Source organism: Streptomyces sp. NPDC091271 (assembly GCF_044757505.1).
Lineage (GTDB): Bacteria > Actinomycetota > Actinomycetes > Streptomycetales > Streptomycetaceae > Streptomyces.
In genome coordinates, this window is the sequence record NZ_JBIVVD010000004.1 from 203,958 (window position 1) to 228,581 (window position 24,624).

Here is a 24,624-nt window from a genome sequence, read left to right on the forward strand (position 1 = left end):
CTGGCCCTGCGCCCGTCAAGGGGTCTGCCCCGCCGCCGTTGCACGGGTGGGTGTGGGTGGTGCGGCTACCTGGAGCGTTCGCCCTGGAGGGTGTGCTGTGGGGTGGGTGATGTCGAGGAAGTGTGTGCGGCGGATGGCGTGTGAGCTTCTTATATGAAGTGGGTGTTAGCCTGCCTGCGGTCCATGATCGAACGCATACGGGGGAGGCGCGGTGGGCTTCGACGGCTACCAGGCCAAGGCAGGTATGACCGGCCAGGCCCTGCAACTCGACGACGCCGGAACGGATATGGACGGCGTCAGCTCGGCTGTCAGGTCCCGCACCAGTTACTCGTACGACGATGCCGGCGGCGATGACGCCGCTTCGGCCCTCAACGCGTTCGTCAAGGCATGGGAGGCCGAGGCCAAGACACTGGCGTCGGCGTTGCACGAGCTCGGTGGCAAGGTGCAGTTGGCCAAGAACGCCTACCGCGGAACCGACGGTCTCGTGAGGACGAGCGTGTCCGGTGTCTCCGTCGACGCCCCGAGCGGCATCCCCACCACACCGACGCAGGGCGGGCGCAGCTCGGTCCTGTCGAGCTACTGAGGAGTGGGTCGGTGTCGTTCTTCCCCTCTCCCTTCGACTCCCCTTCCATCCGCCTCGCGTGGCTCGCCGGGCTGTCCAAGAAACTGCTCGGCGCCGGGAGCAAGAACGAGGTCCTCGACCTGATAGACGACGCCCTGTCGGTGCCCGCACCGGGTGGGGACCAAGGAGTCATCGAGGGCCTGTCAACCCTCTACCGCAGCCAGGTCGGCAACGTCGGCACCGTCTTCGACCAGGTCGACCGGGTGGGCCGCAAAGGCCTTGCGGAGGTATGGGTCGGCGACACGAGCGTCCTCGCCTCCGACGCGGTGAAGGCCGCCGGGCGGGCCGTGACCCAGATGAGCGAGGCGTTCCACGAAGGCTCGTCGGTGCTGCTGACTCTGGCCGACGCGATCGGCGCCGCGCAGCGCCAGGACGAGCGGGGTCGTGGACAGCTGGTGGAGCAGAAGAACGCGCTCGGCGGCAGGGACGGCTTCTTCGACGACATGCACGAGAACGACGAAGAGGAGTGGGACCGTAAGAACGCCGCCCACTTCAGCTCCTACGCGGTCGACCTGATGCACACCGCCGTGTCCGACGCGCAGGAGGCCACCCGCGTCGCGGCCCGGGATCTGAACAAGCTGGCCGCAGAGGCGCGGGCCGGGAAGATGGGCACCAGCGAACTGACCGCCGTCGACAAGCTGATGCTCGCCGACACCGGCGTCGCGGGCGCCGACGCCGAGCTCAACGAGATCCTCAAGGCGGGCGAACTGGAGCGTGCATCGGCACGTATGGACCTGCTGGGCCTCGACGACGAGATGGCCATGGAGCGGATGCTCGCGAAGTCGGAGACTCCGCAGGAGCGGGCCTACCTGATGAAGGCCCTGGCCGCCGGCCACAGCGTCGCCGAGATCGGCACGTTCCAGGACAAGATCCACGGCAAGGACTCCGACTGGATGCGCCGGCACCTCACTCCGGTGGTCACCGAGGCGGACAGCATGAACGACGAGGGCCTGGCTGCGGACGGCGCGAACAGCAACACGGACTCCGTCACGTTCGACGGACAGAAGTGGATCCAGGGCGGCGACGGCTCCGAGGGCACCTGCGTGGCCTCGTCCACCGTCACGTCCCGCGCCATGGTCGACCCCCTGTACGCGCTCGAACTCACCGGTGGCCCCGACGGGCAGGAAGACGACCCCGACGCCTTCAAGCAGCGACTGGTAGCCGAACAGCACCGGCTGCACACCGAAGGCGACGGTGGCGAGAACTGGACGGGCATGGGGTCCGAGGGGCAGGAACGGATCAACGACTCCGCCGTCGGCGGTGCCACCGGCAGTGACTACGAACGCCAGGACCTGGACAGCGCCGCCGACCGCAGGGCGGCTCTCACCGAAGTCGAGAGGTCGGTGGCGCAGGGGCATCCGGTGCCGGTCGACGTCTCGGGCAAGGACGGCGCACACGCGATGACCATCATCGCCCAGGAGGGTGACATGCTTCAGGTGTACAACCCCTGGGGCTCGACCACCTGGGTCAGCGAGGACGACTTCATCAACGGCCACATGGGCAAGGCTTCCAACAGTGAACTCCCTGACGCGTACAGTGTCTACCTTCCGCGGTAGCAAGGGCGGTGCCGCGATCGCGGCGGCCGCGCTCCTGGCTCTCGCCACGGGCTGTGGCTCGGGCACCGGAGAATCGTCCGGCGGCTCCACGGGCGCTTCGGACAGTCCTGAGAGCTACACGGCGAAGGACACCGACATCACCGCAGAGCCGGGCGAGCGCTTCACGCTCAACGTCGACCAGAACGCCTCCACCCGCGAGGACTGGTACCTGGTCGACCCCGAGCCCGACAGCTCGGTGCTCGTCAGCCGAGGCCGGGACCAGGCGTCCGACTCCGGCGACAAGCCGGCGCCCGGCGCGGGCAGCCGGCTCACCTTCACCTTCGAGGCCAAGGGCAAGGGAACCACCCGGTTCACGCTGCTGCATTGCACCTTCACCACGTGCCAGGGCAACACGTCCACGCTGCCCCCGGAGACGACCGGGCCGTCCGCGACCCCGGCCCCTGGGGCGACCTCCCCCTCCCAGGCTCCCGAGCGCATCACCTACACCGTCACCGTCAGCTGAACCGCGGCGGACCAGTCAGCGAAGACGAGATACCCGAGGCCCCGCCATGAACGACGCCCCGCACCCGCCGGACCGCACGGACGACGAGCTGGCCCGGCTCGACATCACCGTCCTGCTGCGTTACGGCCTCACCGCCGAGCCCGGCCCCCGGCGCACCGCCCTGTTCGGCGACGGTGCCGCGGCCGCGGCCGTCGTCCTCGATCGCCTCGGCACCGAGCCGCGCTCGGTCGCCTTCCTCGCCGACACCGTGCGTGCCGGCGGACTCGCCCGCGCCGCGGAGCTGCCCGAGCCCCTGCCCGGCCGGGAGGCGGCCGTTCTCGTACGGGAGTGGCTGCGGGCCGGCGCCGAACTCGTGGGCGGGATCGCGGCCGACGACACCGCGGCAACGTGGCTGCGCGCTGTGGCGACCATCGTCGAACTGAAGCGGCTGGCCCGGGCGCGGGGCCGGAGTACGTGATCCGAGCAGCCGGTCCGAGCGAGTGCGTCGGCGTGAGCCTTCTCCTCGCCTGCCCCGATGCGGGGAAGGCCCCGGGCCGGGGCCTGGACATCGAGTGTTCTCGGCCATGCGGTGGCGCTTGGTCGACTTGAGGAGACAGCTGGGGTCGAGACAGACACGGCGGGCCCGGCCTGAGTGCTCGGGACCCGCCGCGCGCGTCGAGGTCCAGGGCCTCCCGTCCGGATCATGCCGGGCTCGCGAGGCCTGTCCAAACGAAGGGCCTAGACGTACGGGATCTTCACGACGGCCGCGTCCGTGCCGGTCTGCACCTGGGACGTGCCGTTGCCCAGCGCGCTCCAGATCTCCAGGCGGACCGTTCCGCCCCTGAGGTCGGCCAGGCTGCCGGTCACCGCTGTGGTGCCCACGGCCTGGGTGTACTCCTCCCACCCCGTGACCGGGTCGGTCGCGAAGTAGCGGAAGGTCTCGGTCCGGTCGAAGGTGCCGTCCCCGGTCACGTCGTAACTGACCCTGACCTGCGGGGCGAGACCCACCTTCGTACCTGCGTCGACCCGCAGGCGGAAGGCGGTGGACGCCCCCGGTGCGAGTGTTCCGTCGACCTTCTTGATCTCGTAGACCGTCGGCCTGTACGGCGTGCCGTCCCGGTTGACGCCGTCGGCCGAGGCCAGCGTGTCGGCTCCCGCCGCACTGTCCGTGGCGGTCGTGAGAGTTCCGCCGGTCTTGAGCCGGAAGGTGTTGCCGGTGGACGGGCCAGGCTCCTCGGGATCCGGGTCGGGGTCTCCGCCGCCGGCGCCCGTGCCGGTGGCCGTGGAACGGGCCGGCACCGAGAGGGTCGCGCCGTCGGAGAAGGTGACTGTGCGAGCGGTGGAACCATGGTTGTGGGCGCTGTACGTACGGACTCCGTTCTTGGTGAAGACCGCCGACGTCGGGATGTTCCCGCTGACGGTCAGGTCGGGCGCGCCCAGGCTGTCGAGCGTGGCGATCCAGTGATACGTGTGCGCCTTGGACTCACCCTGCTCCGGGCCGTAACCCGCGTTCCCCGCGTCCCATTTGGCCTTCGCCGCAGCCGGATCGGCCAGCGACTCGAACTCCCACAGGAGGTCGCGCCATTCGACGGCCGGTCCGCCGTTCTCCCGCTCCATCTCCGCGATGTTCCGCCTGATGGCGGCCTTCTCACGGGCCAGGTGCAGCGAACCGCCGGTGACGGGCAGGACGTTGATGCCGTGAATCTCCTCCGGGTTCGCGGTCCACCAGGTGGAGTACGCGCCGCCGCTGCCCCACACCATGCCGACCGTGTCGTGCCCGAAGGAGCCCGGGAAGACCTGCTGGTCGGCGTCGAACCAGTACTGTGTGATCGCTTCCGACTCGGTCGTCAGCAGGTAGCTGCCGAGGTCGCGCAGCCCGGTGTCACCCGTCGCCGCGCCCCACAGGACGAGCCCCGCGCTGAGGTTGACGGACTCCGAGGAGGACTCCTGGTTGTTGCCCGCCGCGAAACCCTGGTGGCCGGAGGCCCAGCTGTGGCCCGCGTAGACGTCGAAGCCGCGCAGGAACGGGTACGCGGCATCCGTCCGGCTGGGGTTGGCGGCGTCCCGCACCAGGGTCTTGACCATGGTGCCCCAGGCGGAGTCGGCGGCCCACGCCTGGTCGTACTGGGCGACGATCGCCGCCGCGTACACGTAGTAGCTGTAGTGGAAGTGGTGGTCGTTGAGCTCGGTGTCGCTGCCGTACGAGGCCGGGTAGCCGGTGAGCGTCTTCCAGGTCTTGTCGTAACTGAACTCAGCTGCGCCGCCCGCCGTGAACCACTCCTGGAGGCGGCCCTTCATCAGGCCGAGCAGCTTGTCCCGGATGCCCGGCTGGCCGATCTGGTCGGCGACGGGCACCAGCTGGGCGAGGCGGCCGAGCGCCTTGCCGGTCCAGTACGTGTCACTGGCCCCGGAGAACGGGTCGGAGGCGTTCGCCACCTCGTTCAGGTATCCGGTCAGCCGGACCTTGTCGACCCCGCTGGATGCGGGGAGCGCGGGCAGCACACCCTGGTTCTTCTGGCTGGTGGTGAAGGAGGCGGACTCCCGCACCTTCATGGTGCCGCGCGGGGAGACGTACGTGTACGGCGTGAGTGCGTCGGAGGTGTGCAGCCACTGGTGGCGGTACAGCGCCTGGAGCGTGCCGCGTTCGGTGCCCTCCTTGGCCTCCGTGGTCAGGCTGTAGGTGGCCTTGACCGTGCCTCCGGCGGATTCCCAGGCCACCTTGGAGCCGGTGACGAAGCTGAAGGCGTACTTCCGGTAGGTCGCGAGCGCCTCCGTGGACGGCAGTACCGCGAGCGAGAAGTAGTCCTTGCCGCCGAGGCCCGCGGTGATCGTGGAACCGGAGACGGCCCAGTCGCTGCCGGTCGGGGCGAACAGGGCGTAGTGGTGGCCGGCGACGGTGATGCCGAGGACGTTGCCGTTGTCCGCGAAGACCGTGGGGGTGCCGGCCGTGGTGATGCGGGCGTCGCCGCCGGAGCCCTTGGCGTACACGAAGGGCATGCCGTGCCCGATGGTCGTGCGCAGGGTGCGGGTGCCGTCCGACCAGTAGGGGGTGACCGTCCAGTCGGACCAGTCGTCGGCCTTGGTGTCCGGGGAGTTCAGACCGTTGAGGCCGACGGTGAGGTCCGCCTTGTGCGCGTACTCGTACTGGCGGCCCTCGCCGACGACCACGGGCGTGGTCGGGTAGCCGACCTCCAGTCCGCCGGAGGTCGCCTGATAGGTCAGCGGGTGCCCGTACATCGGGGTGGAGTACGGGTTGTCGCCGTAGCGCTGGTAAGCGAGGGAGGACCACCAGTCGTTGGTCGGGACCGGTTTGTCCTTGGCCGCCGCCGTGAGCTTGGGTGTGACCGGGGCGCCGGTGTTGGTGGTGGGGCCGGAGGCACCGGCGGGGCGGCTGTCGGTGTAGCTGCCGGAACCTGCGGGGATGGTGGCGGCTGCCGCCGGGGATGCGGCAGGGCCGAGGCCCACAGCGGCCAGGGCGATGGCCAGGACCGTCGCCGCTACGGGTCTGGAGAGGGAGGCTTGCATGGGCAGCACCTCGTCACGTGGGGACAGAGAGTGCTTGAGAGCGCTCTCATGTGCCACGGAACGTAAAACCTTTGAAAGGTAGGTGTCAATAGCGTTGACGCACAGGGCGCTGGGCGTCGAGCACGGGCGTCGTACGTTCGAGACTTGACCGGAGGAGTGAGCTTGGACGCTCTCAGGGCACAGGTCGTGAGGGCGTGGGTACCGATACGTGCCACCCTTTGCGACGGCGGCCACCGGTTCCCGTCGGCTCTGCCCAGGGAGCCCCGAAGCATCGAGGCGGATGAGTGGCGTGCGCTTCGTTCCGTGAGGGATCATGGGTGCAGGGGTGCCGGTTCCGACTCGGCCGCATCCGCGCGGCCGGCAAGCTTCAGAGCCGTGAGGAGCGTCGATGGTCGTTCTGCAGAGCGCGCTCGACGCGTTGCGTGAGCGCGCCGGTGAACTTTTGTTTGAGCGGGTGGCCGGCCCGGACGGCCCCCGGAACAGGGATGCGATCCACAACACGCCTGGACCCCGCTGGTTCCCGGAGGACAGTCCGGTGCGCCGTGTCCACGGGGACAGTGCGATGTTCATCGGCGGACTGTCCGCACTGCTTATGCAGTCTCTCCATCCCGTAGCCATGGCCGCGGTGTCCGCCCATTCGGGGTTCAGGGGAGACCCCTGGGGGCGGCTGCAGCGCACCAGCACCTTCCTGGCCACCACGACGTATGCCACGGCCGAGGATGCGCAGGCCGCCTGCGAGCGCGTCAAGGGCGTGCATGCACGGATCCGGGGCACCACCGACGAGGGCGTGCCCTACCGCGCCTCCGATCCCCACCTGTTGGAGTGGGTGCACGTGGCCGAGACCGAGAGCTTCCTCGGAGCACACCAGAGGTTCGGGTCGCGGCCCCTGACGGAATGCGAATGCTCCCGGTACGTCGCGGAAATGGCCCGCGTCGCCGAGGCGCTGGGCGTCACCTCCCCGCCTCGATCGACCCAGGCTCTGCGCGCACGCCTGGAGGAGTACCGGGCAGAGCTGCGATGTACGCCGCAGGCGCGGGAGACCACTCGGTACCTGCTGCTGCGGCCACCGATACCTGTTCTCGCGTTGCCGTTCTACGCAGCCCTGGCGACCAACGCTGTCGCCCTCCTGCCCCGCTGGGCGACCAGTGAACTGGGCTTTCCGCGTTGGGGGCCGGGGGAGCGATGGGTGCTGATGCCGACGGGGCGAGCAGCTACAGGCCTGATCGGATGGGCGATGCGCGGGCTCGAGGACGGAAAACGGTCCTGAGCCACTCGGAGTCGCCCGAGGGCCCTGGCTCCGGGACGGACCGTCTCCGCGTCGCCGGCCCCTTTGCTTGCGGAACATCGTGCCTCTCAGGTCCACGCCAGGGCGCAGCCTCGGACGCTGAAGGCGTCTGCTTTGATCAGCCCCATGACGGAATGGTCCCAGCTCACCCATGCGTACGGAACTGCCGAAGACGTGCCTGGCCTCCTGGAGGCAGCCGGGCACGACCCGGAGAGCCCAGCGTGGGACGAGCTCTGGTCCCGCCTGTGTCACCAGGGGACGGTCTACCCCGCGAGCTACGCCGCCCTGCCCGCACTGGTCGGCAAGGCGCGCCGGCTCACGCCGTCGGACCGAACCGCGCCCCTGCTCCTGGCCGCGTCCATCGTCGCCGGCGCCGACCGGCCCTACGGGATACCTGACCCCAAAGATACCTACGCCGCGGAGGCCTCTGAGCTGATCGAGCTGGCGGAGGAGGCTCTGCACGATCCGTCACTGGCCGACAGTCCGGAGCGCTATGTGGAACTCCTCGAAGCCCTGCTCGCTTTCGAGGGAGTCGAGGTGTGGGGGGAGCAGCTGCACGGACTCAACGATGAGGAGTTCGAAGTTCCCTGCCCAGCGTGCGGGGCGGAGAACTTCGTCGTGTTCGGCGAATACGGCTACTTCTCCACGACCGACAGCATGTACATGAACGAGGCCACCGGGCACCGACGGGAGTTGCGACCCGCAGCCATCTCCACCTTGGAAGGGCTGGCCGAGCGGCTCCACGTGCGTGCTCTCACCGACGGTCAGCACAAGGTCGCGGACGCATTGACCTACCTCTTCGGAAGCGCGTACTGCGCGGAGTGCGAGGCGCTCTTCCGCGTCGATCGGGCCATCGTGGCTCGCTGGAGCAATTGAGGCGACGCGCTACTTCGTCATGCACGGCACGACCTGTACGGCGACCTCGAACCTCTGGAACCGGCCTGCCCCCGCACCGCCCGCTCGGCCTCACCGGGCCGGGATGCGCGCCGCTGCGAACCGATGCTTGGCCATGCCGAGGCGTTCGTACGTGGCTATGGCCGGCGCGTTGCTGGTGAGCACCATGAGCGCGGCGCGGCCGTACCGGTCGACCAGGGCGTCCAGGACGAAGCCGGACACGGCCCGGCCAAGGCCGCGGGCGCGGGCGCGGGCGGTGGGGCGGGTGAACACGCCGCCCATGAACCCGCACCCGGCCGCGGACCACACATCCGCCGCGACCGCCAGCGGCTCCACCCCGAGGCTGCCGTCCACCTCGCCGACGACCCCGGCCAGCGGCGCGCATCGATCAACGTAGCTCCCCCAGGAGCCGGTAGGACGCGCCGACCTCCTTCAGGACCCGCCGCACCAACACGACCACATCGGCGCCGTCACCCATGACCGCGAGCCGGTCCTGTTGCCGGTTCGGGCTGGCCACCGCCCACGCCGCGCCGTGACGCCATGCCCGCACCCCTGGCCCCAGGCTCTCGCCGCCCTGTCCCTGGGCGGCCCAGATCAACTGCCCCGTGGCCGGCCCCGGCCTGCTCGATATCGCTGATTCGCGAAAGTTCCTCCATGCGCCACGTCTACCAAGTGACGGTGATCACGGATCCTCCGGGGGCGGCGCTGCTTAGGCTTGTGTCGTCGTCGCGGTGAGGTCCGGGGGAGCGAGTCCCCCTCCTGCACTCGCCAGGCGATGCGTCAGGAAAGTCGGCAAGTGGTCAGCACGAGTCCTGAAAAACCTGGGAACGCCGCCCGGGGAACGCGACTGGATGTAGTGTTTTGAAAGAGCCCTTGACCTGCAATAACGCAGGCAGGGAGCCTATTTTTGGGAGTACCGCGATGTTGCGTACCATGTTCAAATCCAAGATCCACCGAGCCACCGTGACCCAGGCCGACCTGCACTACGTCGGCTCCGTCACGGTCGACGCCGACCTGATGGACGCCGCGGACCTGCTGCCCGGCGAGCTCGTGCACATCGTGGACATCGACAACGGCGCACGTCTGGAGACGTACGTCATCGAGGGCGAGCGCGGCTCCGGCGTCATCGGCATCAACGGCGCCGCGGCCCACCTCGTACACCCCGGTGACCTGGTCATCCTCATCAGTTACGCCCAGGTCGACGACGCCGAGGCTCGCTCCCTCGTGCCGAGCGTCGTGCACGTCGACGCGGGGAACCGCATCGTTGCCCTGGGCGCCGACGCCTCCGCTCCCGTGCCGGGTACGCGCACCGAGCGCAGCCCGCAGGCCGTCGTCCCCGCCGGGGGCTGAGCCGCCTCGTGGGCTCTCCCCCGGCCGGCCCTGAGGCAGGGCCGGCCGGGGGACGTCCCGGGCCAGGAGCCACGGTGCGTACGTGTGGACTCGGCAGGCGAGGGAAGCCGCACGGGGAGACGGTGGAGAGGAGATCCACTCGTCCCGTCCGTCGCACATGGAGGACCGAGATGACGCACCCCAGTCCCGACCCCGTGCCGCCCGCCCCGACTCCCCCGCCCGTACCGGGGCCGCCGACGCCTGTGCCCTCCCCGCCACCCGTACCGCCGGGCCCGGTGCCGCCCGGCCCCGCGCCCGACCCGATTCCGCAGCCCCCTAACCCCGACCCCGATCCGGTGCCCGAGCCGGAGCCCTCGCCCCAGCCGGCGGGGTGAGCCGGGGCTTCTAGGGCTTCTCGCGGAGTTGCGTCAGCGCGTCCGCGTGGCGCAGCCCGCTCTCCGCCGCCACCGAGTCGAGTGACTGCGCCTCGCGGACCGGAGCGAAGCGCAGGCCGCCGGACTGCCCGGCGAAGCCGTACACGGCCGGCCGGGGCAGGCTGTTGTAGGCCCAGGGAGTGGAGAAGTAGTACGCCCCGGTGTCGTAGAGGGCGACGAAGTCACCTTCCCGCAGCTCGGGAAGGTCGCGGCCGTGGGCCACGACGTCCCCGGCGAAGCAGCACGGCCCCGCGATGTCCTGGGCCATCGGCGGCCCGCTCCGGGGGCGGCCCTCCCCGTCGAACGCGCCGACCCTGAGCGGCCAGGCGTCGGGCATGAAGACGGTGCGGGTGGCGATCTGGGCCCCCGCGTGGGTGAGCGCGATGCGACGGCCCCCCGCGTCCTTGGTGTACTCCACACGCGCCCCGATGAAGCCGTTCTTGGCCAGCAGGGACCTGCCGAATTCGGTGACCAGGTCGTAGTGCCCGTCGAAGATGCCCGGAGCCGCGGCCCGGAGCGCCGCCACGTACTCCGCGAAGGCGGGGCGGGTCTCGTCGTCGTCGAAGTTGACCGGCAGCCCGCCGCCGATGTCGATCCCGGTGATCTGGCGGGTGCCCAGGGCCTCGTTGGTCTCCTCGGCGAGACGGTACGTCTCCGCGATGCCGGCGGCGATGAGCTCCAGAGAGCAGCCCTGCGAGCCGACGTGGGCGTGCAGCCGGGTCAGCCAGGGATGCTCCGCGAAGGTCTGGACGACCCGCTCACGGGCGCCGGGGTCACGCAGGGCCACTCCGAATTTCGAAGTGGCCGTCGCCGTGCTCATGGCACCGATTGAGCCGCCCCCCACCTGCGGGTTCACCCGCAGCCCCAGGACGGACGCCGACCCGGGGGAGCGGAGCTCCTCGATCCGGCGGATCTCGCCGAAGCTGTCCGCGTTCACGGCGATACCGAGCGCCAGCGCCAGCCGGAGCTCGTCGCGGGTCTTGGCGGGTGAGTCCAGGACTATTCGGGCCGGGGCGAAACCGGCCTCGACCGCGAGCCTCAGTTCGCCCGGGCCCGCCACCTCGCAGCCCATGCCGCAGTCGGCGAGCAGCCGCAGCACCGGGATCAGCGACGCGGCCTTCGCGGCGAAGGTGTGCTGCACCCGTACGCCCGGCGCGGCGGCGAAGGCCTCCCGCAGCGCGTCGACGGAGTCGAGTATCCCGTCAGCGTCGAGGAAGCCCGCGAGTGGCCGCTCCTCGCCGAGCAGCCCTTCCCCCACCGCGAGGCGTAGCGCCTCCGCGAATCTGGCGGAGCGCGGCGCGGGGGAGGGCTCGGTCACGGATTCCGACGGTGGCGTACGGCGGCTGGCGTTGATAGGAGCCTCGCAGGTCGGTGCTTTCAGGCGATGAGCGGGACCACAGCCTCGGGCGTCAGCATCCGGAAGGTGAACGCCTGGTGGAAGTAGAGCCGGATGCTCGTCGCGTCGTGGTCCAGATACCCGATGGACAGGTCCTGGGCCAGACACAGCTCGAAGTCACCCCCGCGCGTGGACAACAGGATTCCGCCCGCGACGGCGGGCGCCCACAGGATGGGTTCGTCGAGCTGCCGCGCCAGATGGGTGGTCACGGGATAGCCGTGGTCGGACGTCTCGGAGGCCTCGGTGAACGCGTCGGCGCCGAGCAGCAGCCGGTACGGCCCGTCGACCCCCGCGAGCCGAAGCCGCGTCAGGGCCTGGCTCACCGCCGCCGGATAGTCCCGCGCGTCCGCGGGCAGCGGCAGCGGGGTGTGCGAGGAACCGTCACGCAGGCCCGTGATGCCGGCCGCCGCGTACCCGTCGATGACGGCCATGTCCTCGGCGAACGCACAGGTGCGGGCCGCGTCCTTGACCGGCTGCCAGTCGCTGTCCTCGGAGCCGCGTTCCACGTCGTCGACAGCCGCCCTGGTCACGGTGAAGGGCACCCGCCATTCGATGACCGGAGTCGCCGTCCGCGCACGGGCGAACACGTCGGGGGTGGGCGGATCGATGTCCCGCAGATGTCCGTCGCCGATCGCGGACAGCTCCGGCCCTTGGGGATCGCTGACGTCGACGACCCGGCGGCCCGCCACGTGACGGCTGAAGGTGCGTCTGGCCTCTTCCTCGATCTGGCCCCAGGCGGAGTCGGTGACGGGCGCGAGCTCGCGGTGCAGATTGTTCATCACTGGGCGCTTTCTTGCAGGCTGCCGATGCGCAGCGAACCGTCGCGGACCACCGGCGTCGTCGGGGGGCGCCGCTCCGCGGGCTGCGGCTCCGGGGCGGCTGTGGTCCCGGCGGGGGAGGGCGGCGGAGGAGGAGCGTCGAGAAAGTCGGCGCTGGGGGCGTGGAAGAGCGTGCCGGTGACCGCGGTGGAGAAGTCGAGGATGCGGTCGTGGGTGCCGGGTGGGCTGCCCAGGAACATGTTGCGGAGCATCTGCTCGGTGACCCCGGGATCGGCCGCGTACCCGATGAAGTACGTCCCGAACTCGCCCTCCCGGAAGCTGCCGAAGGGCATGTTGGCGCGCAGGATGTCGCGTTCGGTGCCGTCGTCCTCGGTGATGGTGTTCAGGGCGACGTGCGAATTCGCCGGCTTGACGTCGTCGGCGAGCTCCATGTCGGTGAACTTCGTACGGCCGATGACCCGTTCCTGCTCCTCGGTGCTCAGCCCGTTCCAGCCGGCCAGGTCGTGCAGGTACTTCTGCACGACGACGTAGCTGCCGCCCTCGAAGTCAGGGTCCTCCGGGCCGACCATGGCCGCGGCCCTCGCCCCGTCGCCCACCGGGTTCTCCGTACCGTCGACGAAACCGAGCAGGTCGCGGTGGTCGAAGTATCGGAAGGCCTGGACCTCGTCGACGACCCTCACCGCACCGCCGAGCCGTCCGAGGAGCTGAGAGGCCCACTCGTAGCAGACGTCCATCTGCTCGGCGCGGACGTGGAACAGCAGATCGCCCGGTGTCGCCGGAGCACGGTGGACGGGGCCCCGCAACTCCTGGAACGGGTGGAGACGCGCAGGCCTGGGGCCGGCGAACAGCCGGTCCCAGGCATCGGATCCGAAGCCCGTCACGCAAGCGAGTCCGGCGCTCGGCACCCGGAAGCCGATCGAGCGCGCGAACGCCGCGAGATCGGGCAGCACGTCGCGTACGGCGGACTCGCCGCCCGGCTCGATCGTGGCGACCAGCACCACCGCGGCACTGGTCAGCGGTGCCACGACGGGCTGGACCGCGACAGGCTCCGGTACGGCGTCGGACATGCGCGCACTCCGTGGGTGGTGGACAGGGCTCCCTGCCACTTATCCACACCACGCTCCGGGCCGCACGCCGGCCCGGCCCGGCCGGGCGACGAGCCGGGCCGGCCGTGGTCTCCGGCGGCCTGACGCGCGAGGCCCTGCCGCTACGATTGGGAGCCGCTTGTCCGCAGGGAGTTGCATATGCCGAGCCGTCGCCCGGAGGGGGCTGCCTCCGGCACGCCCTGGAACCAGACGTTCAGCCACTCCATGTGGCGGGCGAACAACTCCGTGCACCGCGCCCTGAACGAACGGCTGCGCCCCCTGGACGTCACCATGACGCAGCTCGGGATCGTGATGACGCTCGACCAGCACGGGCCGCTGTCCGGGGCGGATCTGGCCCGGGGGCAGAACATCACGCCGCAGAGCGTGACGACGGCGCTTTCGCATCTGGAGCGGATCGGATGGATCGAGCGGCATCCGCACGCCGTGCACAGGCGGGTCGTGCTGGTCGAGCCGACGGAGGCCGGACTCAGGGGCATGGCCGAGGGGCGCCGGCTCGTCGAAGCGGTCGTGGAGCGGCTCTGCGACGTGGTCGGCGGGCCCGAGGAGCTGGAACGTCTGACGCTCGGCATGCGTCGCATCGCCATCGCTCTCGACGGCCCCGATTCCCCTGTGGCCCGCATGTGGCCCGACCCGCCCAGGACCGACTGAGACCGTTCCGCCAAGGGCGGCCCGCCCGGATCCGTGACCGGCGGAATCACCTGCGATCGGACAGTGCCTGCGGGCCCCATCCAGGTGGTCACGCCCGCACCCGCCGATCTCAGTCATTTGGGACTATGACAGGCAACTGATAACTTGGCCGCCGCGTTCGATCCGGAGGTCCGTCTCACCATGTCCGCGATATCACCCCCTCACCGCGCTGTCGCGCGCCCGGCGCTGACCACTGTGCTGGCCTGCCTCGGGATGTTCGCCGCATACGTGCCCATCGGCAGCGTCTCGGTGTCCCTGTCGCGCATCCAGCAGGGACTTGGCGCCTCCACGTCCGACCTGCAATGGGTCTCCGACGCGTTCATCCTGCCGATGGCCGCGCTGATCCTCACCTTCGGCCTGATCGGCGACCTCTACGGCCGCAAGAAGGCCTATCTCGCGGGCATGCTCCTGTTCGCCGCGGGTTCCGTGACCTCCCTGACCGCGCACAGCGTCGAACAGGTCTGGGTGGGCCAGGCGATCGCGGGCGCGGGCGCCGCGGCCCTCGCCTCCTCCACGCTCGCCCTGATCAGCCACGCCTACCCGGACTTCCGGGCCCGCGCCAAGGCCATCGCCGCCTGGGCCGCCTCCCTGAGCATCGGCATGGCCCTCGGCCCGCTGATCAGCGGCGTCATCCTGGAGCACACCACCTGGCGCTGGATCTTCCTGCCGGCCGCCGTCATCACCGCTGTCACCGGTCTGGTGGCCGTGCGGATGCTGGAGGACTCGCGCTCCGCGCACGGCCGCGCCATCGATGTCCCCGGCCAGATCGCCGCGATCGTCTTCATCGTCGGCCTGATCTACGGAGTGATCGAAGGCGGCGGGGCCGACGGCTGGGGCCAGACCAAGGTCGTCGTCGCGTTCACCGCCGCCGCGATCGGCCTGGTCGCGTTCATCGTCGCCGAGCTGCGCTCCGCCTCGCCGATGCTCTCCCTCAAGCTGTTCGCGGTACGTCCCTTCACCGGCGCCGGCGTCGTCAACGCGCTCGTGATGTTCGGGATGATCGGCTCCGTATTCACCCTCAGCCTCTTCTTCGGCAGTGTCCAGCAGCTCTCCGTCCTCGACATCGCCTGGCGGATGCTGGTCTTCAACGGTGTCTCCGTCGTCACCGGCCCGCTCGTCGGCCGTCTGATGGGCAAGGTGGCACCCGGCGTGCTCCTGTGCGTCGGCCTGCTCGGTGTCGGGGGCGCCATGCTCTGGCTGACCGGCCTGGAGACCGACTCCGGGTTCGGCGCGATGGCCGGTCCGCTGGCCCTGTTCGGACTCGGCATGGGCTTCGTGATGACGCCGATCAGCGCCGTCGCCGTCGGCAGCGTGCCGCACCACCTGGCGGGCATGGCGGGCGCGGGCAACAACACCCTGCGTCAGCTCGGTGGCGCGCTCGGTCCAGCGGTCCTCGGCGCCGTACTCACCAGCCGGCTCACCTCCGCACTGCCCGGGCATCTCGCGGACTCAGGGCTGACCGCCGCCGACCAGCAGCGGGTGGGCGAGGCCCTCGCGGAGGGCGGCGTGGGCGCCGCGGGACACCTGGGGCTCACCCCAGAGGCGACAGGCCCCGCGCTCGGAGCGATCGGCGCGAGCTTCACCGACGCCGTCCACGTCTGCATGACCGTCGGTGCGGCCGGGATGCTGGTGGCCCTCGTCGCGACGGCCACCCTGATCGGATTCCGTCGCCCGCAGCCGGCCGCACCGGCCCCCGCCGGTGAACCGTCCCCGGCGACCGCTCCGGAAGCAGACCACGGCACGCAGGTGAACCAGGCAGGTCAGGTGCTGGTCCAGGACGGCCCCGCCCTCCATGGCCACATCCGTAGCTCCACCGGTGCCTCTCGCCCCACGGTCACCCTGATTTCACTCACGGGGCGTCAACTGGGCCGGACCGTGGCCCGTTCCGACGGCGCCTACGAGCTCTCCGTCCCCGGCGCCGGCACCTATGTGCTGATCGCCGCAGCCGACGGGCACCAGCCACAGGCGGCCACCGTCGTCGTCGGCGACGAGCGGCTCGCGTACGACATCCCGCTCTCCGGCGTGCAGGCGCTGAACGGGGTCGTCAGCGGCGCCGACGGGCTGCCGGTCGTCGCCGCCGTGGTGATCGTGACCGATGTGCGCGGCGAGGTGCTCGGCACCGGACAGACCGGCCCGGACGGGGAGTTCGCCTTCGGGGAGCTGCCCGCAGGCGAGTGCACGGTCGCCGTGAACGCGGCGGGGCACCGGCCGGCAGCCGTTCCCGTCGTGGTCGGCGACGGCGGATCCGGCCGGGTGCGGATCGACCTGGTCGCGGGCGCCCGGCTCCAGGGCGCGGTGCGTTCCGGTGCGGACCTGCGCCCGCTGCCGGACGCCCGCGTCACGCTCGTCGACGCGGCGGGCAACGTCACCGCGACGGCCACGACCGGCGCGGACGGCGTGTACGCCTTCGCCGACCTGGACTCAGGTGACTACTCCGTCGTCGCCAGCGGCTACCCGCCCGTCGCCACCGCCTTGCGCGTGACGGACTCCGGGGCCGATGCGCTCGACATCGAACTGTCCCACCCGGTGACCTGAGCCCGTCCCGCCCCGGGCCGGCTCGGGAACCATTCCCCCGGGTCCTGCGTGACCGCTTGTGTTGCCGACTGAGAGTGGGGGGACCGAATGAGGGCTCGGACGATGGTGAGCGTGGCGGTATCGGCCTGTGTGGTGCTGGTGGCGTGCGGTCCGGAGGAAACGCGGGAGGACGCGGACGCGAAGCCTTCACAGTCCTCCGCGTCCGCACGGGCGGAAGAGCCGTCGGCCACGCCGTCGGCGTCCCCGCCCGGGAAGCCGACGGTGGCGCCGACCGGTAACCTGCCCGCGCCCAGGACGGAGGAGGGCGCGATCCAGCGTTACGCGCAATACCTCCATGCCCTGGGCCGTGAGGACATCGACACGGTCTGCGAAGTGGCCGGGCCCGCCGCGCGGAAGGCGCAGGACCAGGGGCTCGGCCCGTGCACGTCGACGTACGCCCTTGTGGTCCAGATGATCTCGCCCGAGCAGAAGAAGGCCCTGCAGACCGCGACGGTCGACCCGCAGCGCATCGTCGTGCGTACGCCCGACAAGATCGAGATGCCGGTCGAAGCGGTCAGGGCCTCCGTGCCCTTCTCCGAGAGCGACCTCGGCAGCTACACCCTCGAGTACCTCGAGAACGACTGGTACATCACCGACTGAGACCGAAGAGGCAACGGCTGCGACCGCGGTCCGTCAGACAGGCTCGACCGGGAGCCACAGTTCGCAGGTCGCGGTGCTGAAGTCCTCCGCGCGCTCGAGGACCGCGACGATCGAGGGGCCCGGCCGGAGACGCCAGGGGTTGGAGGGGAACCACTCGGTCGCGGTGGCGGCCCAGGCCGTCTGCAGGGCCTGTGGATGCGGTCCGGCGGTACGGAACACCGCCCACCTGCCGGCCGGTACCTCGATGGCGTCGAGGTCGTCGGGGGCCGCCGTGTCCCGGGACACGGCGACCCCGTGCAGGTAGGTCAGTTCGCTGCCCTCCGTTCCGTCGGGGTCGAGGTCGTCGCTGACCTGGAGCAGACCCCCCGGTTCGGTATCACCGAGGGCCTTGAGCCGGACGTGCTCCTCGGGCGGCAGTGCGGTGATGTGCTGCTGGATGTGCGGGTTGACGCCCTGGTGGATGAGCGGAACCCGGGCCGCGTGTCCGATCAGCCGGAACCCGGGGCGGTCGACGAGACGGGTGTCCATGGGGGTGCTCCCTTCGACGGTCAGGCGGATCCTGAGCCGTGGTTGTGTGCGCAGAGGGCCTCCGTCACGGCGCACGTCACGCGGACCGGCGCCGTGGACCGCTCGGAACGCGCGTCCGAACGCCTCGGTCGAGCCGTAGCCGTGTCGGACGGCGATACTCAGCAGATCGTCCTCGCCTCGGATGACCTCAGCAGCGGCGACGGTCATGCGGCGCCGGCGCACATACTCCGACAACGGCATGCCTGCCAGCGACGAGAACATCCGGCGCACGTGATACTCGGTCGTGCCGAGACCCCTGGCCAGTCCGTCGACATCGAGCTCCTCGGTGAGGTGCTCCTCGACGAGATCGACAAGTTGATTGAGCACCGAGATCACGAGGCCCCCTTTCGATGTCCACCTTGCCTGAAGTATCCCCGACCGCACCCGACCGCTGCGGACCGATCCGATCAGGTGTCTTCCGCCTGATTGCGCTGGGCCGCAAGGGGACGGAGTCGTGGGCCGGAACCTGGACGCGACGGCGCCTCCAACGGTCTGGGACGCATGGGCGCACGCAGGACGCGGGGAGGGAAGAAGAGCACCGGCCTCAGATGTGGCGGAGCCGTCGCCTGGCCCACCCGAGCATGACCATTACGACGATCATGAGCGCGGCGTTGGCGCCGTACTTGGCTACAAGGGACGTGTCGCCGAGCGGCTCGACGACGAAGGACAGGGCCGCGTTGACGACCAAGGCCGCACCGCACACCGCAAGGACGTGTGAAGGTCCCCAGTCCTTGCGCCCTGACCACCACAGCAGCGCACCGCCGGCCAGGGCCAGTGCCGCAACGTTCAGCGCGACCCCACCCCAGCCCGGTGACGACAACTGGTGCGCGCCCAGGAGCACCACGGCCCCGCACCCGACTACCCACGGCGGCGGCACCCGGCCGTCGGAACCCCGGCCGGGGGACCTCCGCGGCAGCGTGAAGGCGGTCACGATCAGCCCGAGGGCGCACAGCGCGATGGTGCCGAGCTGTGCGGGCGTCGCCAGGAATCGCTCGCTGTGCTCCTTGAAGATGACCAGAGCGCCCAGCCCGTACAGGACGATCATTGTGATGACGCCGACCCGCCCCAGCCACGGACGGTCCGCGATGCGCGGAGCACAGGACTCCACGATGCCGATCGGTGCACAGAAACTCCAGACGACGTGGCCGCCGACGAAGCCCACCACGTGCTTCACGCTGACCCCGAGCCCGGCGATGAAGGTGGGCATCCGGTCGTGGTCCCAGGACGCCTCGGGCACGAAGTCCGGGTGGAACAGGCTCTGGTCGATCACGCCTGCCTGAATCAGTCCGAATGCCGCACCCAGCAGCAACATGGTCGGCCATCCGCGCCCGGTCCGCCGGGCGGCCTCACGGATCAGCACAGCAACTGTGCCGTACAGCGGGCCGAGCACCAGTAACCCGGTCAGCATCTCTGCCGGATGGCTGACGATCTGGTCGTAGCCGATCAGGTACTCGGCACAGATCGGCGACAGGAGCAGCAGCCCCAGGGCTGCTCCGATCCGTATGCGCGCCGGTGCGGGCGCCTGGTGAGACGTCATCTGTGTTCCTTCATGCGAGGAGAGCACGAATAGAATCATAAACCGAGCGCTCGGTCTATTATTAGTGAGGGATCATGGCGGCACACCAGGAGGAGGCCATGGCATGAGGACGGTCGACCCGGCCAAACACAGGGCCCGGCGCCAGCACATCGCGGATGCCGCGGCGGAGCTGTTCGCCACGAAGGGCTTCGAGCGCACCACCACGGCGGAGATCTGCAGGGCCGCCGGGATGAGCGCGGGCAATCTGTTCCACTACTTCGCCAACAAGCGGGCGATCTTCCTCGCAGTCTTCGAGGACGAGGACAGCGACAAGGCCGAACTGATGGCGGCGGCAGAAGTCGCCGACGACCCGTTGAGCGCACTGCTGGAAGTCATCGACCTGCTCGCGGCCCCCGCGCTGGAGCCGCTCGCCCCGCACCTGGTCATGGAGGCCATGGTCCAGGCGTACCGGGACCCGGAGATCGAAGAGGCGCTGAGCCGGGCCAACGCCGACGAGCAGAGGACGGTTGCCACACTTCTCGCAAGGGCCGCGGCGGCCGGCCAGATCGACCCCGGACTGGACCCCGACACCACCGCTTCCTGGGTCACGGCCCTAATCGCCTCGCTCTACACCAGCGCCGCCACCGATCCGGCCTTCGAGCCCGCCGAGCAGCTCCCCACCCTGCGCCTGATCCTGACCCGCTACCTACGGGCCGAGGCGCGCTGACTGGTCGTTCGAATCAGAACTCCGGTGGACGACCGGGGCTGCCCTGCGCGGGATGGTGTACGTGCTGCGCAAGGGCGTGAGCTGGGCGGAGGTGCCCATGGAGCGGATGGGCTGCCACGGGGTGACGGCCTGACGGTGCCTGAGCTTCGGGCCTCAGTCTGAAATGACCAGTGACGTACGGCCCTCCGAGACGGCGCAGAGGATCAGTCGCCAGGCAATGTCGATCCGGACGTTGCCGTAGACGCGTCGGTGGGGGCTTCTCGCCCTGCGCCTCGGTGAGCGGCACATCACGCAGGGAGAGCACCGCCAGCGCGGCGCATGCGCAGACGAGTGCGATGTCGGCGACGTTGCCCACGAAAGCGCCGTAGTCGATGAAGTCCACGACATGCACTCCGTCTCGTGTGGTCATCATCCGCGTTCGCGGTGGTCAGCCGTCCGGCTCGTCGACCTGCGGGGCGCGAGCCGTCGCGACGATCCGCTCCAAAGCTGCGGCGTGGCGTCGGAACGCCTGTCGGCCGTCAGGCGTGAGCCGTACCAGGGTGCGGCGTCCGCCGACGCGCTTGTCCTTGCGGACCTCGATGTAGCCCTCGGCCGCCAATGAGGAAAGGTGCTTGGAGAGCGCGGAGTCGCTGGTGGGGATCGCGTCCCGCAGAAACCGAACTCCGTCCAGCTTGTCGGCGCCAGCAGGGCGGCGATCGTAAGGCGCGCGGGGACATGCAGGAACTCGTTGAAGCCGTCGTCCATCAGCGACACCCGCTCTCACCACGTCCGCACTGTTCACGCGCCACGACTGCGGCCCCCCACTTGCGCGCGACCAGTACCCCCGCCACGCACAGAGCCGCGGCCGCCACCACGTGCGGGACCAGTACACCAACGGCGCCCGCAAAATCCGAGAGCAGGCGGAACAGTCCCACCAGCCCCAGCCCGGCCGCTACCCCGTAAAGCGCGTCCCTGTGGGTGAGGGGCATGCGGACGGGTGCTTTGCGCACGTAGACCGCGATCATGCCCGTTGCCAGCAGCAGCGAGGGGAACAGTACCGCTCCGCTCCACGGATTCGGCAGGTCGTAGGAGCCGAACGCCGCGAACGAGCAGGCCCTCGGCAAGAAGGTAGGGCCAGGAGAGTCCGTAGCGCACGTGCTCGGCGTGGGCCTGCTCGCCTCGGCGCCGAACGTTCGGGCTCCCTCGTCAGCGGCCCCGGTCGCTCTTCGGCCCGACGCCCTTGGTGCTGGCCGGAGTTCCGTCCGGGGCGAACGAGTGGTGGAAGGTGAAAGCGTGCGGCGCGGAGCCGTGGTCACGGAGGTGCTCCAGCCTGGAAACCCCGTCCTGCCAGGTGGGTATCACGCCGTCGGAGACCCACCAGAACACGTAATTCGGGTGCCCTGTCCTCTCGAACCAGTCGTAACGTCTGTTCAGCGCCTCACGGTGCAGACCGGTGTAGATGGCGTCGAAGGCGGGGCGCAGGCCGGTCCAGAGCGAGAGGGTCGTGGCCAGGGCGGTGGTTTCCACCGTACGGCCCTTGTCGTACCAGGTCGGTGCGGCGAACTCTCCCCATGCACCCCAGTCCGCTTCGAAGAGCATGCCCTGGTCACCGCCTGCCGCTTCAGCATGAGCGAGGTATCCGGGGTGCTGGCTGATCTGCTGGTAGACGGTCGCACCTATGTCGTAGAACTCGCGCGTGAGAGGTGTGGGATCAGCGAGAGGTGACTTCAGGACGCCGAATGTGTACAGCGCGAGATGGGGCATGCTTCTCTCCCTGGTGGGGGCCTGGTGTGGACCCGGTTCGGTGGCTTACGCCTGGGGCGAGGGTGTGTGGGGCGTGACCGACCCATCCCGTCGCGGGTGGCTCAGCCTGGATGAACTCCTGGGCGACTGCGGGCGGTTGCCGAGGACCAGGTGAAGGTAGCCGCCTCTGCGGGCCATGTCGAAGTTGCGTTTTTCCTGTCCAAGTGGCCTCTGCACCGGTCATTGCGGGGGCTGGGGCGGTGACGGGCGGGGCAGGGGCTGCGGGTGCGTGTCAAGGTGGTGTGCAACACAGCAGAACCGGCGAAGCTGAGGTGACCGGTCGCATCGCGGACCAGGGCAGGCCGGCTGGGGCAGGTCTCGGGGCCGGGCCGACGCGGGATGAGCGTCCAAGGCGTGACACTTTGAACACCCCGTGGGCTTCGTCGCCTGGAAGTCCCCTACCAGGCCGGGAGTTGTCAGTGCCAACAGATTCGGGTGCGCTGTCCTCCAGGTGGCCCGGGGAAGACGCCGGTTGACAGGGCGGGAGACGGCACGCGGGAGATCGACACGAAGGTGCCGGCTGAGCTGCCGGCCGCGGAGACGGACGCCGAAGTGAACGTGCTGCCCGCCGGGTTCTTCCTGCCCGCGGCGACGGGCGGCGGACGGACTCATACGCCGAGGCGAACGGCACCTCATGCACAGTGCCTCTCGCACGAACACCGCTCACGCCGGTGGCTGTGATCGCCGGGCCGGTCCAGTGGTGAGGGGGCACCAGGACATCGAGGCCGACGAGCAGGGCGAGGCGCGAACGCAGGGCCTGCGAACCTGATGAGCTCCGATGTGCCCGGCGTCGTGCGGGGCTGCCTGATCTGGGACCGTCCTCCTGGGGCCTGGCTGACGGATGCCCCCGAGCACTGGAGCCCGGTTCACCGACCAAAGCGGCCCCGCCCCACTCCGGGCGGGGACCGTCAAGGACTACTTTCTACGGCTTGGCCATCGTGCAGACCAGTGTGGCCTTGGACGGGTCACACGACACGCCTTGAACCAGGCATTGTGCAGGCGCTGATGACCAGGGTTTACGGGACAGTCCTTGGAGAAGACATCAGCCCCGGCGGACTGCGCCGGGACTGATCTGATTCCTGCTCGCAGTGGAGCCACCAACCTCATGAGGTGGCACATCCAGTGCTGCTCCGCCTAAGTTCGTGGAGTGGAGGGACGTGGTGGGATCGAGAGGCCGAGTTGGCCCGCAGGGTGGCTGTTGCTTTGGTGCCAGCGGCTGTCGGACGGCATTCCCGCGATCTAGTCCTGCTGGTTTTCGTACGCTTCGCGGATGGCGGCGGGTATGCGGCCGTTGTCATTGACGAGGTAGCCCCTGGCCCGGGCCCACGCCCGTACGGCGTCGTTTTCTGGGCTGCGATCGAACAGAAAGGTATCGGCGGTTCCGTTGACAACGTAGGCGGGCACGGGCGTGACGTCGAGCCAGTCCTGAGGCAGTGAGAGCCCGAAGTGGGCTCCGATGACGGTCAGGCAGCGTCGTCGGTGATGTGGTATCTCTTCGCCCTCCTCCGCGTACTCTGTACCGCCATGTCTGAGTAGGCCCTCACTGACAAGCGCGGGCAACAGGAGGTCGCGGTCTTCGCCGTGCCTGGTCCTCTCCTCGCCGATGCCGAAGGAGCAGAGAAAGTGCCCGTCGCGCGCGTACTCGAATTGGGCAGGCGGGTGCTCAGGCCATGAGGAAAGCACGACGGCTTCGCTCCCGTCCTGCGAAAGTTCACGCCATCGGTAGCTTCCCACGGGGGCCCCGTACTCCAGCGCAAAGGACCATCCGGCCCTCTGACCGACGCGTGCCACGCTGGCCGCACCATGGTCCTCGCTGTGACCAGACCAGGCCATCTTGCGCGCCTGTGCTTCCGTGAGCGGCCTCACCACGGGGGAGGCTTCCCCCGCACTCAGGCGCTGCGCAAGTTCATCCGGGTCCATGGTGCGTGCGAAGACGACTGTGAAATCCCATTCCTTCAGTTCCGCCAGCCACCCGATGTCCTCTGTCATGACAACTCCCCAGCTCTTCCGGCGACGTCTTGGGAACGGTAACCACAGACACTGACATCGAGCTGGGTCAGCGGTCCGCCATGATCATCTGTCATGAGGGGTGAACAACGGGTTGGTACGGCGGTTCCGGTGCTGCTGCAACGGGAGGTCCGCGAGCGGTTGATGCGAACGGCTCCTCGCTGAAGGCCGAGGCGCCCCGCCGCCCCTGGTCAGTTTGCCCGCCAGGAGTTCGAGTACCGGCGTCACACCCCGGGTTCACTTGTCGCGGCCCTGGAGGTTACCAGCGGCGAAGTGCTTGCCGAGGTGATCAGCCGCAACAACGCAGCGACCTTCACCGCAATTCTGGAGCAGCTGGACCGTGCCATTGCTCCCCGCGTAAGCACGGTGCGTTGAACAAGAGCGCGTTCGAGTTCGAGTCCCGCACCGCCACCGACGCCGGCGTCATGGTCCTACCGGGGATCGACGTCTTCACCGTCAACAGCGACCTGCTGATCGAGGACTTGGTCTCGTACTACGACAGCAACGACAACCACCACGAGTGACCCTGCCCGCGGCCTGCGCGGGCACGTGCGATGGCCGGGTGCCACCGCGTATCGCCTCTCTCCTCACCGCGTGTGCGCCCGGTTGCTTCATGAGGAACTGGCGGACGCGAACATTCATGTCGCGCAACTGATCGTCCCGGGCCATATCTCCCGAGGGCATCCGAGGAAGGACCCCGGGGTACTCGCCCGCAAGCTGTGGGGCGTCCACGAGGCCTGCGAAGGATTCCGGCACT

Annotated in this window: 22 protein-coding genes and 2 pseudogenes; 12 read left to right on the forward strand and 12 right to left on the reverse strand. The window is 69.7% G+C overall.

Annotated elements, in window-relative coordinates; all coding sequences use genetic code 11:
- Window positions 1–211 precede the first annotated feature (211 nt).
- The 4 genes from ACIQM3_RS17480 to ACIQM3_RS17495 are packed head-to-tail and all read left to right on the forward strand — an operon-like array spanning window position 212 to window position 3,137.
- Window positions 212–583 carry a hypothetical protein gene (locus ACIQM3_RS17480; protein WP_401624745.1) on the forward strand — a complete coding sequence of 124 codons (372 nt, stop codon included), beginning with the start codon at window positions 212–214 and terminating at the stop codon, window positions 581–583.
- An 11-nt stretch (window positions 584–594) separates the two neighbouring features.
- Window positions 595–2,178 (forward strand): peptidoglycan-binding protein, encoded by a 1,584-nt coding sequence (locus tag ACIQM3_RS17485; protein WP_401624747.1) that lies wholly within the window; start codon window positions 595–597, stop codon window positions 2,176–2,178.
- Entirely contained in the window at window positions 2,159–2,680 is a 522-nt protein-coding gene (locus ACIQM3_RS17490) for a protease inhibitor I42 family protein (RefSeq protein WP_401624748.1), read from the forward strand. The genes ACIQM3_RS17485 and ACIQM3_RS17490 overlap by 20 nt, the downstream gene beginning before the upstream one ends.
- A 46-nt stretch (window positions 2,681–2,726) precedes the next feature.
- Window positions 2,727–3,137 (forward strand): hypothetical protein, encoded by a 411-nt coding sequence (locus ACIQM3_RS17495; protein ID WP_401624750.1) that lies wholly within the window; start codon window positions 2,727–2,729, stop codon window positions 3,135–3,137.
- A 260-nt stretch (window positions 3,138–3,397) separates the two neighbouring features.
- On the opposite strand, the gene ACIQM3_RS17500 is transcribed toward ACIQM3_RS17495, so the two are convergent.
- The gene (locus tag ACIQM3_RS17500) at window positions 3,398–6,184 is read right to left on the reverse strand and encodes a glycosyl hydrolase (protein WP_401624752.1); all 2,787 of its coding nucleotides are present in this window, start codon (window positions 6,182–6,184) and stop codon (window positions 3,398–3,400) included.
- 388 nt (window positions 6,185–6,572) lie between these two features.
- On the opposite strand from ACIQM3_RS17500, the gene ACIQM3_RS17505 reads away from it, so the two are divergent.
- Window positions 6,573–7,451 (forward strand): oxygenase MpaB family protein, encoded by an 879-nt coding sequence (locus ACIQM3_RS17505; RefSeq protein WP_401624754.1) that lies wholly within the window; start codon window positions 6,573–6,575, stop codon window positions 7,449–7,451.
- Between the two features lie 144 nt (window positions 7,452–7,595).
- Entirely contained in the window at window positions 7,596–8,345 is a 750-nt protein-coding gene (locus ACIQM3_RS17510; RefSeq protein ID WP_401624756.1) for a hypothetical protein, read from the forward strand.
- Between the two features lie 90 nt (window positions 8,346–8,435).
- Here the strand turns inward: ACIQM3_RS17510 and ACIQM3_RS17515 are convergent, their stop codons facing one another.
- Window positions 8,436–8,717, reverse strand: coding sequence for a GNAT family N-acetyltransferase (locus tag ACIQM3_RS17515; RefSeq protein WP_401624758.1), 282 nt, complete (start codon window positions 8,715–8,717; stop codon window positions 8,436–8,438).
- 34 nt (window positions 8,718–8,751) lie between these two features.
- A complete protein-coding gene (locus tag ACIQM3_RS17520; protein WP_401624760.1) occupies window positions 8,752–8,880 on the reverse strand; it encodes a hypothetical protein in 129 nt (42 codons plus the stop codon).
- 404 nt (window positions 8,881–9,284) lie between these two features.
- Between ACIQM3_RS17520 and panD the strand changes: the two genes are divergently transcribed.
- Window positions 9,285–9,713, forward strand: a complete 429-nt coding sequence (gene panD, locus ACIQM3_RS17525) for an aspartate 1-decarboxylase (RefSeq protein WP_401624762.1) — start codon at window positions 9,285–9,287, stop codon at window positions 9,711–9,713.
- A gap of 384 nt (window positions 9,714–10,097) precedes the next feature.
- Here panD and ACIQM3_RS17530 read toward each other — a convergent pair whose 3' ends face one another.
- The 3 genes from ACIQM3_RS17530 to ACIQM3_RS17540 are packed head-to-tail and all read right to left on the reverse strand — an operon-like array spanning window position 10,098 to window position 13,368.
- Window positions 10,098–11,444, reverse strand: coding sequence for a diaminopimelate decarboxylase (locus ACIQM3_RS17530; RefSeq protein WP_401624763.1), 1,347 nt, complete (start codon window positions 11,442–11,444; stop codon window positions 10,098–10,100).
- A gap of 59 nt (window positions 11,445–11,503) precedes the next feature.
- Complete coding sequence (locus ACIQM3_RS17535; RefSeq protein ID WP_401624765.1) at window positions 11,504–12,301, reverse strand: family 1 encapsulin nanocompartment shell protein; 798 nt, start codon at window positions 12,299–12,301, stop codon at window positions 11,504–11,506.
- On the reverse strand, window positions 12,301–13,368 hold the full coding sequence (locus ACIQM3_RS17540; protein ID WP_401624767.1) for a Dyp-type peroxidase: 1,068 nt from the start codon (window positions 13,366–13,368) through the stop codon (window positions 12,301–12,303). The genes ACIQM3_RS17535 and ACIQM3_RS17540 overlap by 1 nt, the downstream gene beginning before the upstream one ends.
- Before the next feature lie 177 nt (window positions 13,369–13,545).
- Here ACIQM3_RS17540 and ACIQM3_RS17545 point away from each other — a divergent pair, with 177 nt between their 5' ends.
- The 3 genes from ACIQM3_RS17545 to ACIQM3_RS17555 all read left to right on the forward strand — a co-directional run bounded on the left by ACIQM3_RS17545 (window position 13,546) and on the right by ACIQM3_RS17555 (window position 17,268).
- Window positions 13,546–14,055: a MarR family winged helix-turn-helix transcriptional regulator gene (locus tag ACIQM3_RS17545; protein WP_401624769.1), complete on the forward strand. Its 510-nt coding sequence runs from the start codon at window positions 13,546–13,548 to the stop codon at window positions 14,053–14,055.
- Window positions 14,056–14,235: 180 nt separating this feature from the next.
- Window positions 14,236–16,629: an MFS transporter gene (locus tag ACIQM3_RS17550; protein ID WP_401624771.1), complete on the forward strand. Its 2,394-nt coding sequence runs from the start codon at window positions 14,236–14,238 to the stop codon at window positions 16,627–16,629.
- 111 nt (window positions 16,630–16,740) lie between these two features.
- On the forward strand, window positions 16,741–17,268 hold the full coding sequence (locus tag ACIQM3_RS17555; protein WP_401624772.1) for a hypothetical protein: 528 nt from the start codon (window positions 16,741–16,743) through the stop codon (window positions 17,266–17,268).
- A 33-nt stretch (window positions 17,269–17,301) separates the two neighbouring features.
- Here the strand turns inward: ACIQM3_RS17555 and ACIQM3_RS17560 are convergent, their stop codons facing one another.
- Together ACIQM3_RS17560 and ACIQM3_RS17565 are read right to left on the reverse strand one after the other, a co-directional pair.
- A complete protein-coding gene (locus ACIQM3_RS17560; protein ID WP_401624774.1) occupies window positions 17,302–18,171 on the reverse strand; it encodes a GyrI-like domain-containing protein in 870 nt (289 codons plus the stop codon).
- A gap of 208 nt (window positions 18,172–18,379) precedes the next feature.
- On the reverse strand, window positions 18,380–19,372 hold the full coding sequence (locus tag ACIQM3_RS17565) for a hypothetical protein (protein ID WP_401624776.1): 993 nt from the start codon (window positions 19,370–19,372) through the stop codon (window positions 18,380–18,382).
- Between the two features lie 103 nt (window positions 19,373–19,475).
- Between ACIQM3_RS17565 and ACIQM3_RS17570 the strand changes: the two genes are divergently transcribed.
- The gene (locus tag ACIQM3_RS17570) at window positions 19,476–20,078 is read left to right on the forward strand and encodes a TetR/AcrR family transcriptional regulator (protein ID WP_401624778.1); all 603 of its coding nucleotides are present in this window, start codon (window positions 19,476–19,478) and stop codon (window positions 20,076–20,078) included.
- Window positions 20,079–20,505: 427 nt separating this feature from the next.
- On the opposite strand, the pseudogene ACIQM3_RS17575 reads toward ACIQM3_RS17570, so the two are convergent.
- The 4 genes and pseudogenes from ACIQM3_RS17575 to ACIQM3_RS17590 all read right to left on the reverse strand — a co-directional run.
- Window positions 20,506–20,822, reverse strand: a pseudogene (locus ACIQM3_RS17575) (transcriptional regulator).
- Window positions 20,823–21,263: 441 nt separating this feature from the next.
- Complete coding sequence (locus ACIQM3_RS17580) at window positions 21,264–21,821, reverse strand: DUF3291 domain-containing protein (RefSeq protein ID WP_401624780.1); 558 nt, start codon at window positions 21,819–21,821, stop codon at window positions 21,264–21,266.
- Between the two features lie 1,278 nt (window positions 21,822–23,099).
- Window positions 23,100–23,264, reverse strand: coding sequence for a histone-like nucleoid-structuring protein Lsr2 (locus ACIQM3_RS17585; protein ID WP_401626440.1), 165 nt, complete (start codon window positions 23,262–23,264; stop codon window positions 23,100–23,102).
- 141 nt (window positions 23,265–23,405) lie between these two features.
- Window positions 23,406–23,849, reverse strand: a pseudogene (locus tag ACIQM3_RS17590) (DUF6461 domain-containing protein); the annotation flags it as partial.
- Window positions 23,850–24,238: 389 nt separating this feature from the next.
- Between ACIQM3_RS17590 and ACIQM3_RS17595 the strand changes: the two are divergent.
- Window positions 24,239–24,391: a hypothetical protein gene (locus ACIQM3_RS17595; RefSeq protein WP_401624781.1), complete on the forward strand. Its 153-nt coding sequence runs from the start codon at window positions 24,239–24,241 to the stop codon at window positions 24,389–24,391.
- The last annotated feature ends 233 nt before the right edge of the window (window positions 24,392–24,624 follow it).

Excerpts from the sequence above, each read along its gene's own strand:
- ACIQM3_RS17565 (WP_401624776.1), bottom strand. The coding sequence starts at position 19,372 with ATGACGTCTCACCAGGCGCCCGCACCGGCGCGCATACGGATCGGAGCA.
- ACIQM3_RS17505 (WP_401624754.1), top strand. The coding sequence starts at position 6,573 with ATGGTCGTTCTGCAGAGCGCGCTCGACGCGTTGCGTGAGCGCGCCGGT.
- ACIQM3_RS17570 (WP_401624778.1), top strand. The coding sequence starts at position 19,476 with ATGAGGACGGTCGACCCGGCCAAACACAGGGCCCGGCGCCAGCACATC.
- ACIQM3_RS17545 (WP_401624769.1), top strand. The coding sequence starts at position 13,546 with ATGCCGAGCCGTCGCCCGGAGGGGGCTGCCTCCGGCACGCCCTGGAAC.
- ACIQM3_RS17500 (WP_401624752.1), bottom strand. The coding sequence starts at position 6,184 with ATGCAAGCCTCCCTCTCCAGACCCGTAGCGGCGACGGTCCTGGCCATC.
- ACIQM3_RS17495 (WP_401624750.1), top strand. The coding sequence starts at position 2,727 with ATGAACGACGCCCCGCACCCGCCGGACCGCACGGACGACGAGCTGGCC.
- ACIQM3_RS17540 (WP_401624767.1), bottom strand. The coding sequence starts at position 13,368 with ATGTCCGACGCCGTACCGGAGCCTGTCGCGGTCCAGCCCGTCGTGGCA.
- ACIQM3_RS17580 (WP_401624780.1), bottom strand. The coding sequence starts at position 21,821 with ATGCCCCATCTCGCGCTGTACACATTCGGCGTCCTGAAGTCACCTCTC.
- panD (WP_401624762.1), top strand. The coding sequence starts at position 9,285 with ATGTTGCGTACCATGTTCAAATCCAAGATCCACCGAGCCACCGTGACC.
- ACIQM3_RS17535 (WP_401624765.1), bottom strand. The coding sequence starts at position 12,301 with ATGAACAATCTGCACCGCGAGCTCGCGCCCGTCACCGACTCCGCCTGG.
- ACIQM3_RS17510 (WP_401624756.1), top strand. The coding sequence starts at position 7,596 with ATGACGGAATGGTCCCAGCTCACCCATGCGTACGGAACTGCCGAAGAC.
- ACIQM3_RS17550 (WP_401624771.1), top strand. The coding sequence starts at position 14,236 with ATGTCCGCGATATCACCCCCTCACCGCGCTGTCGCGCGCCCGGCGCTG.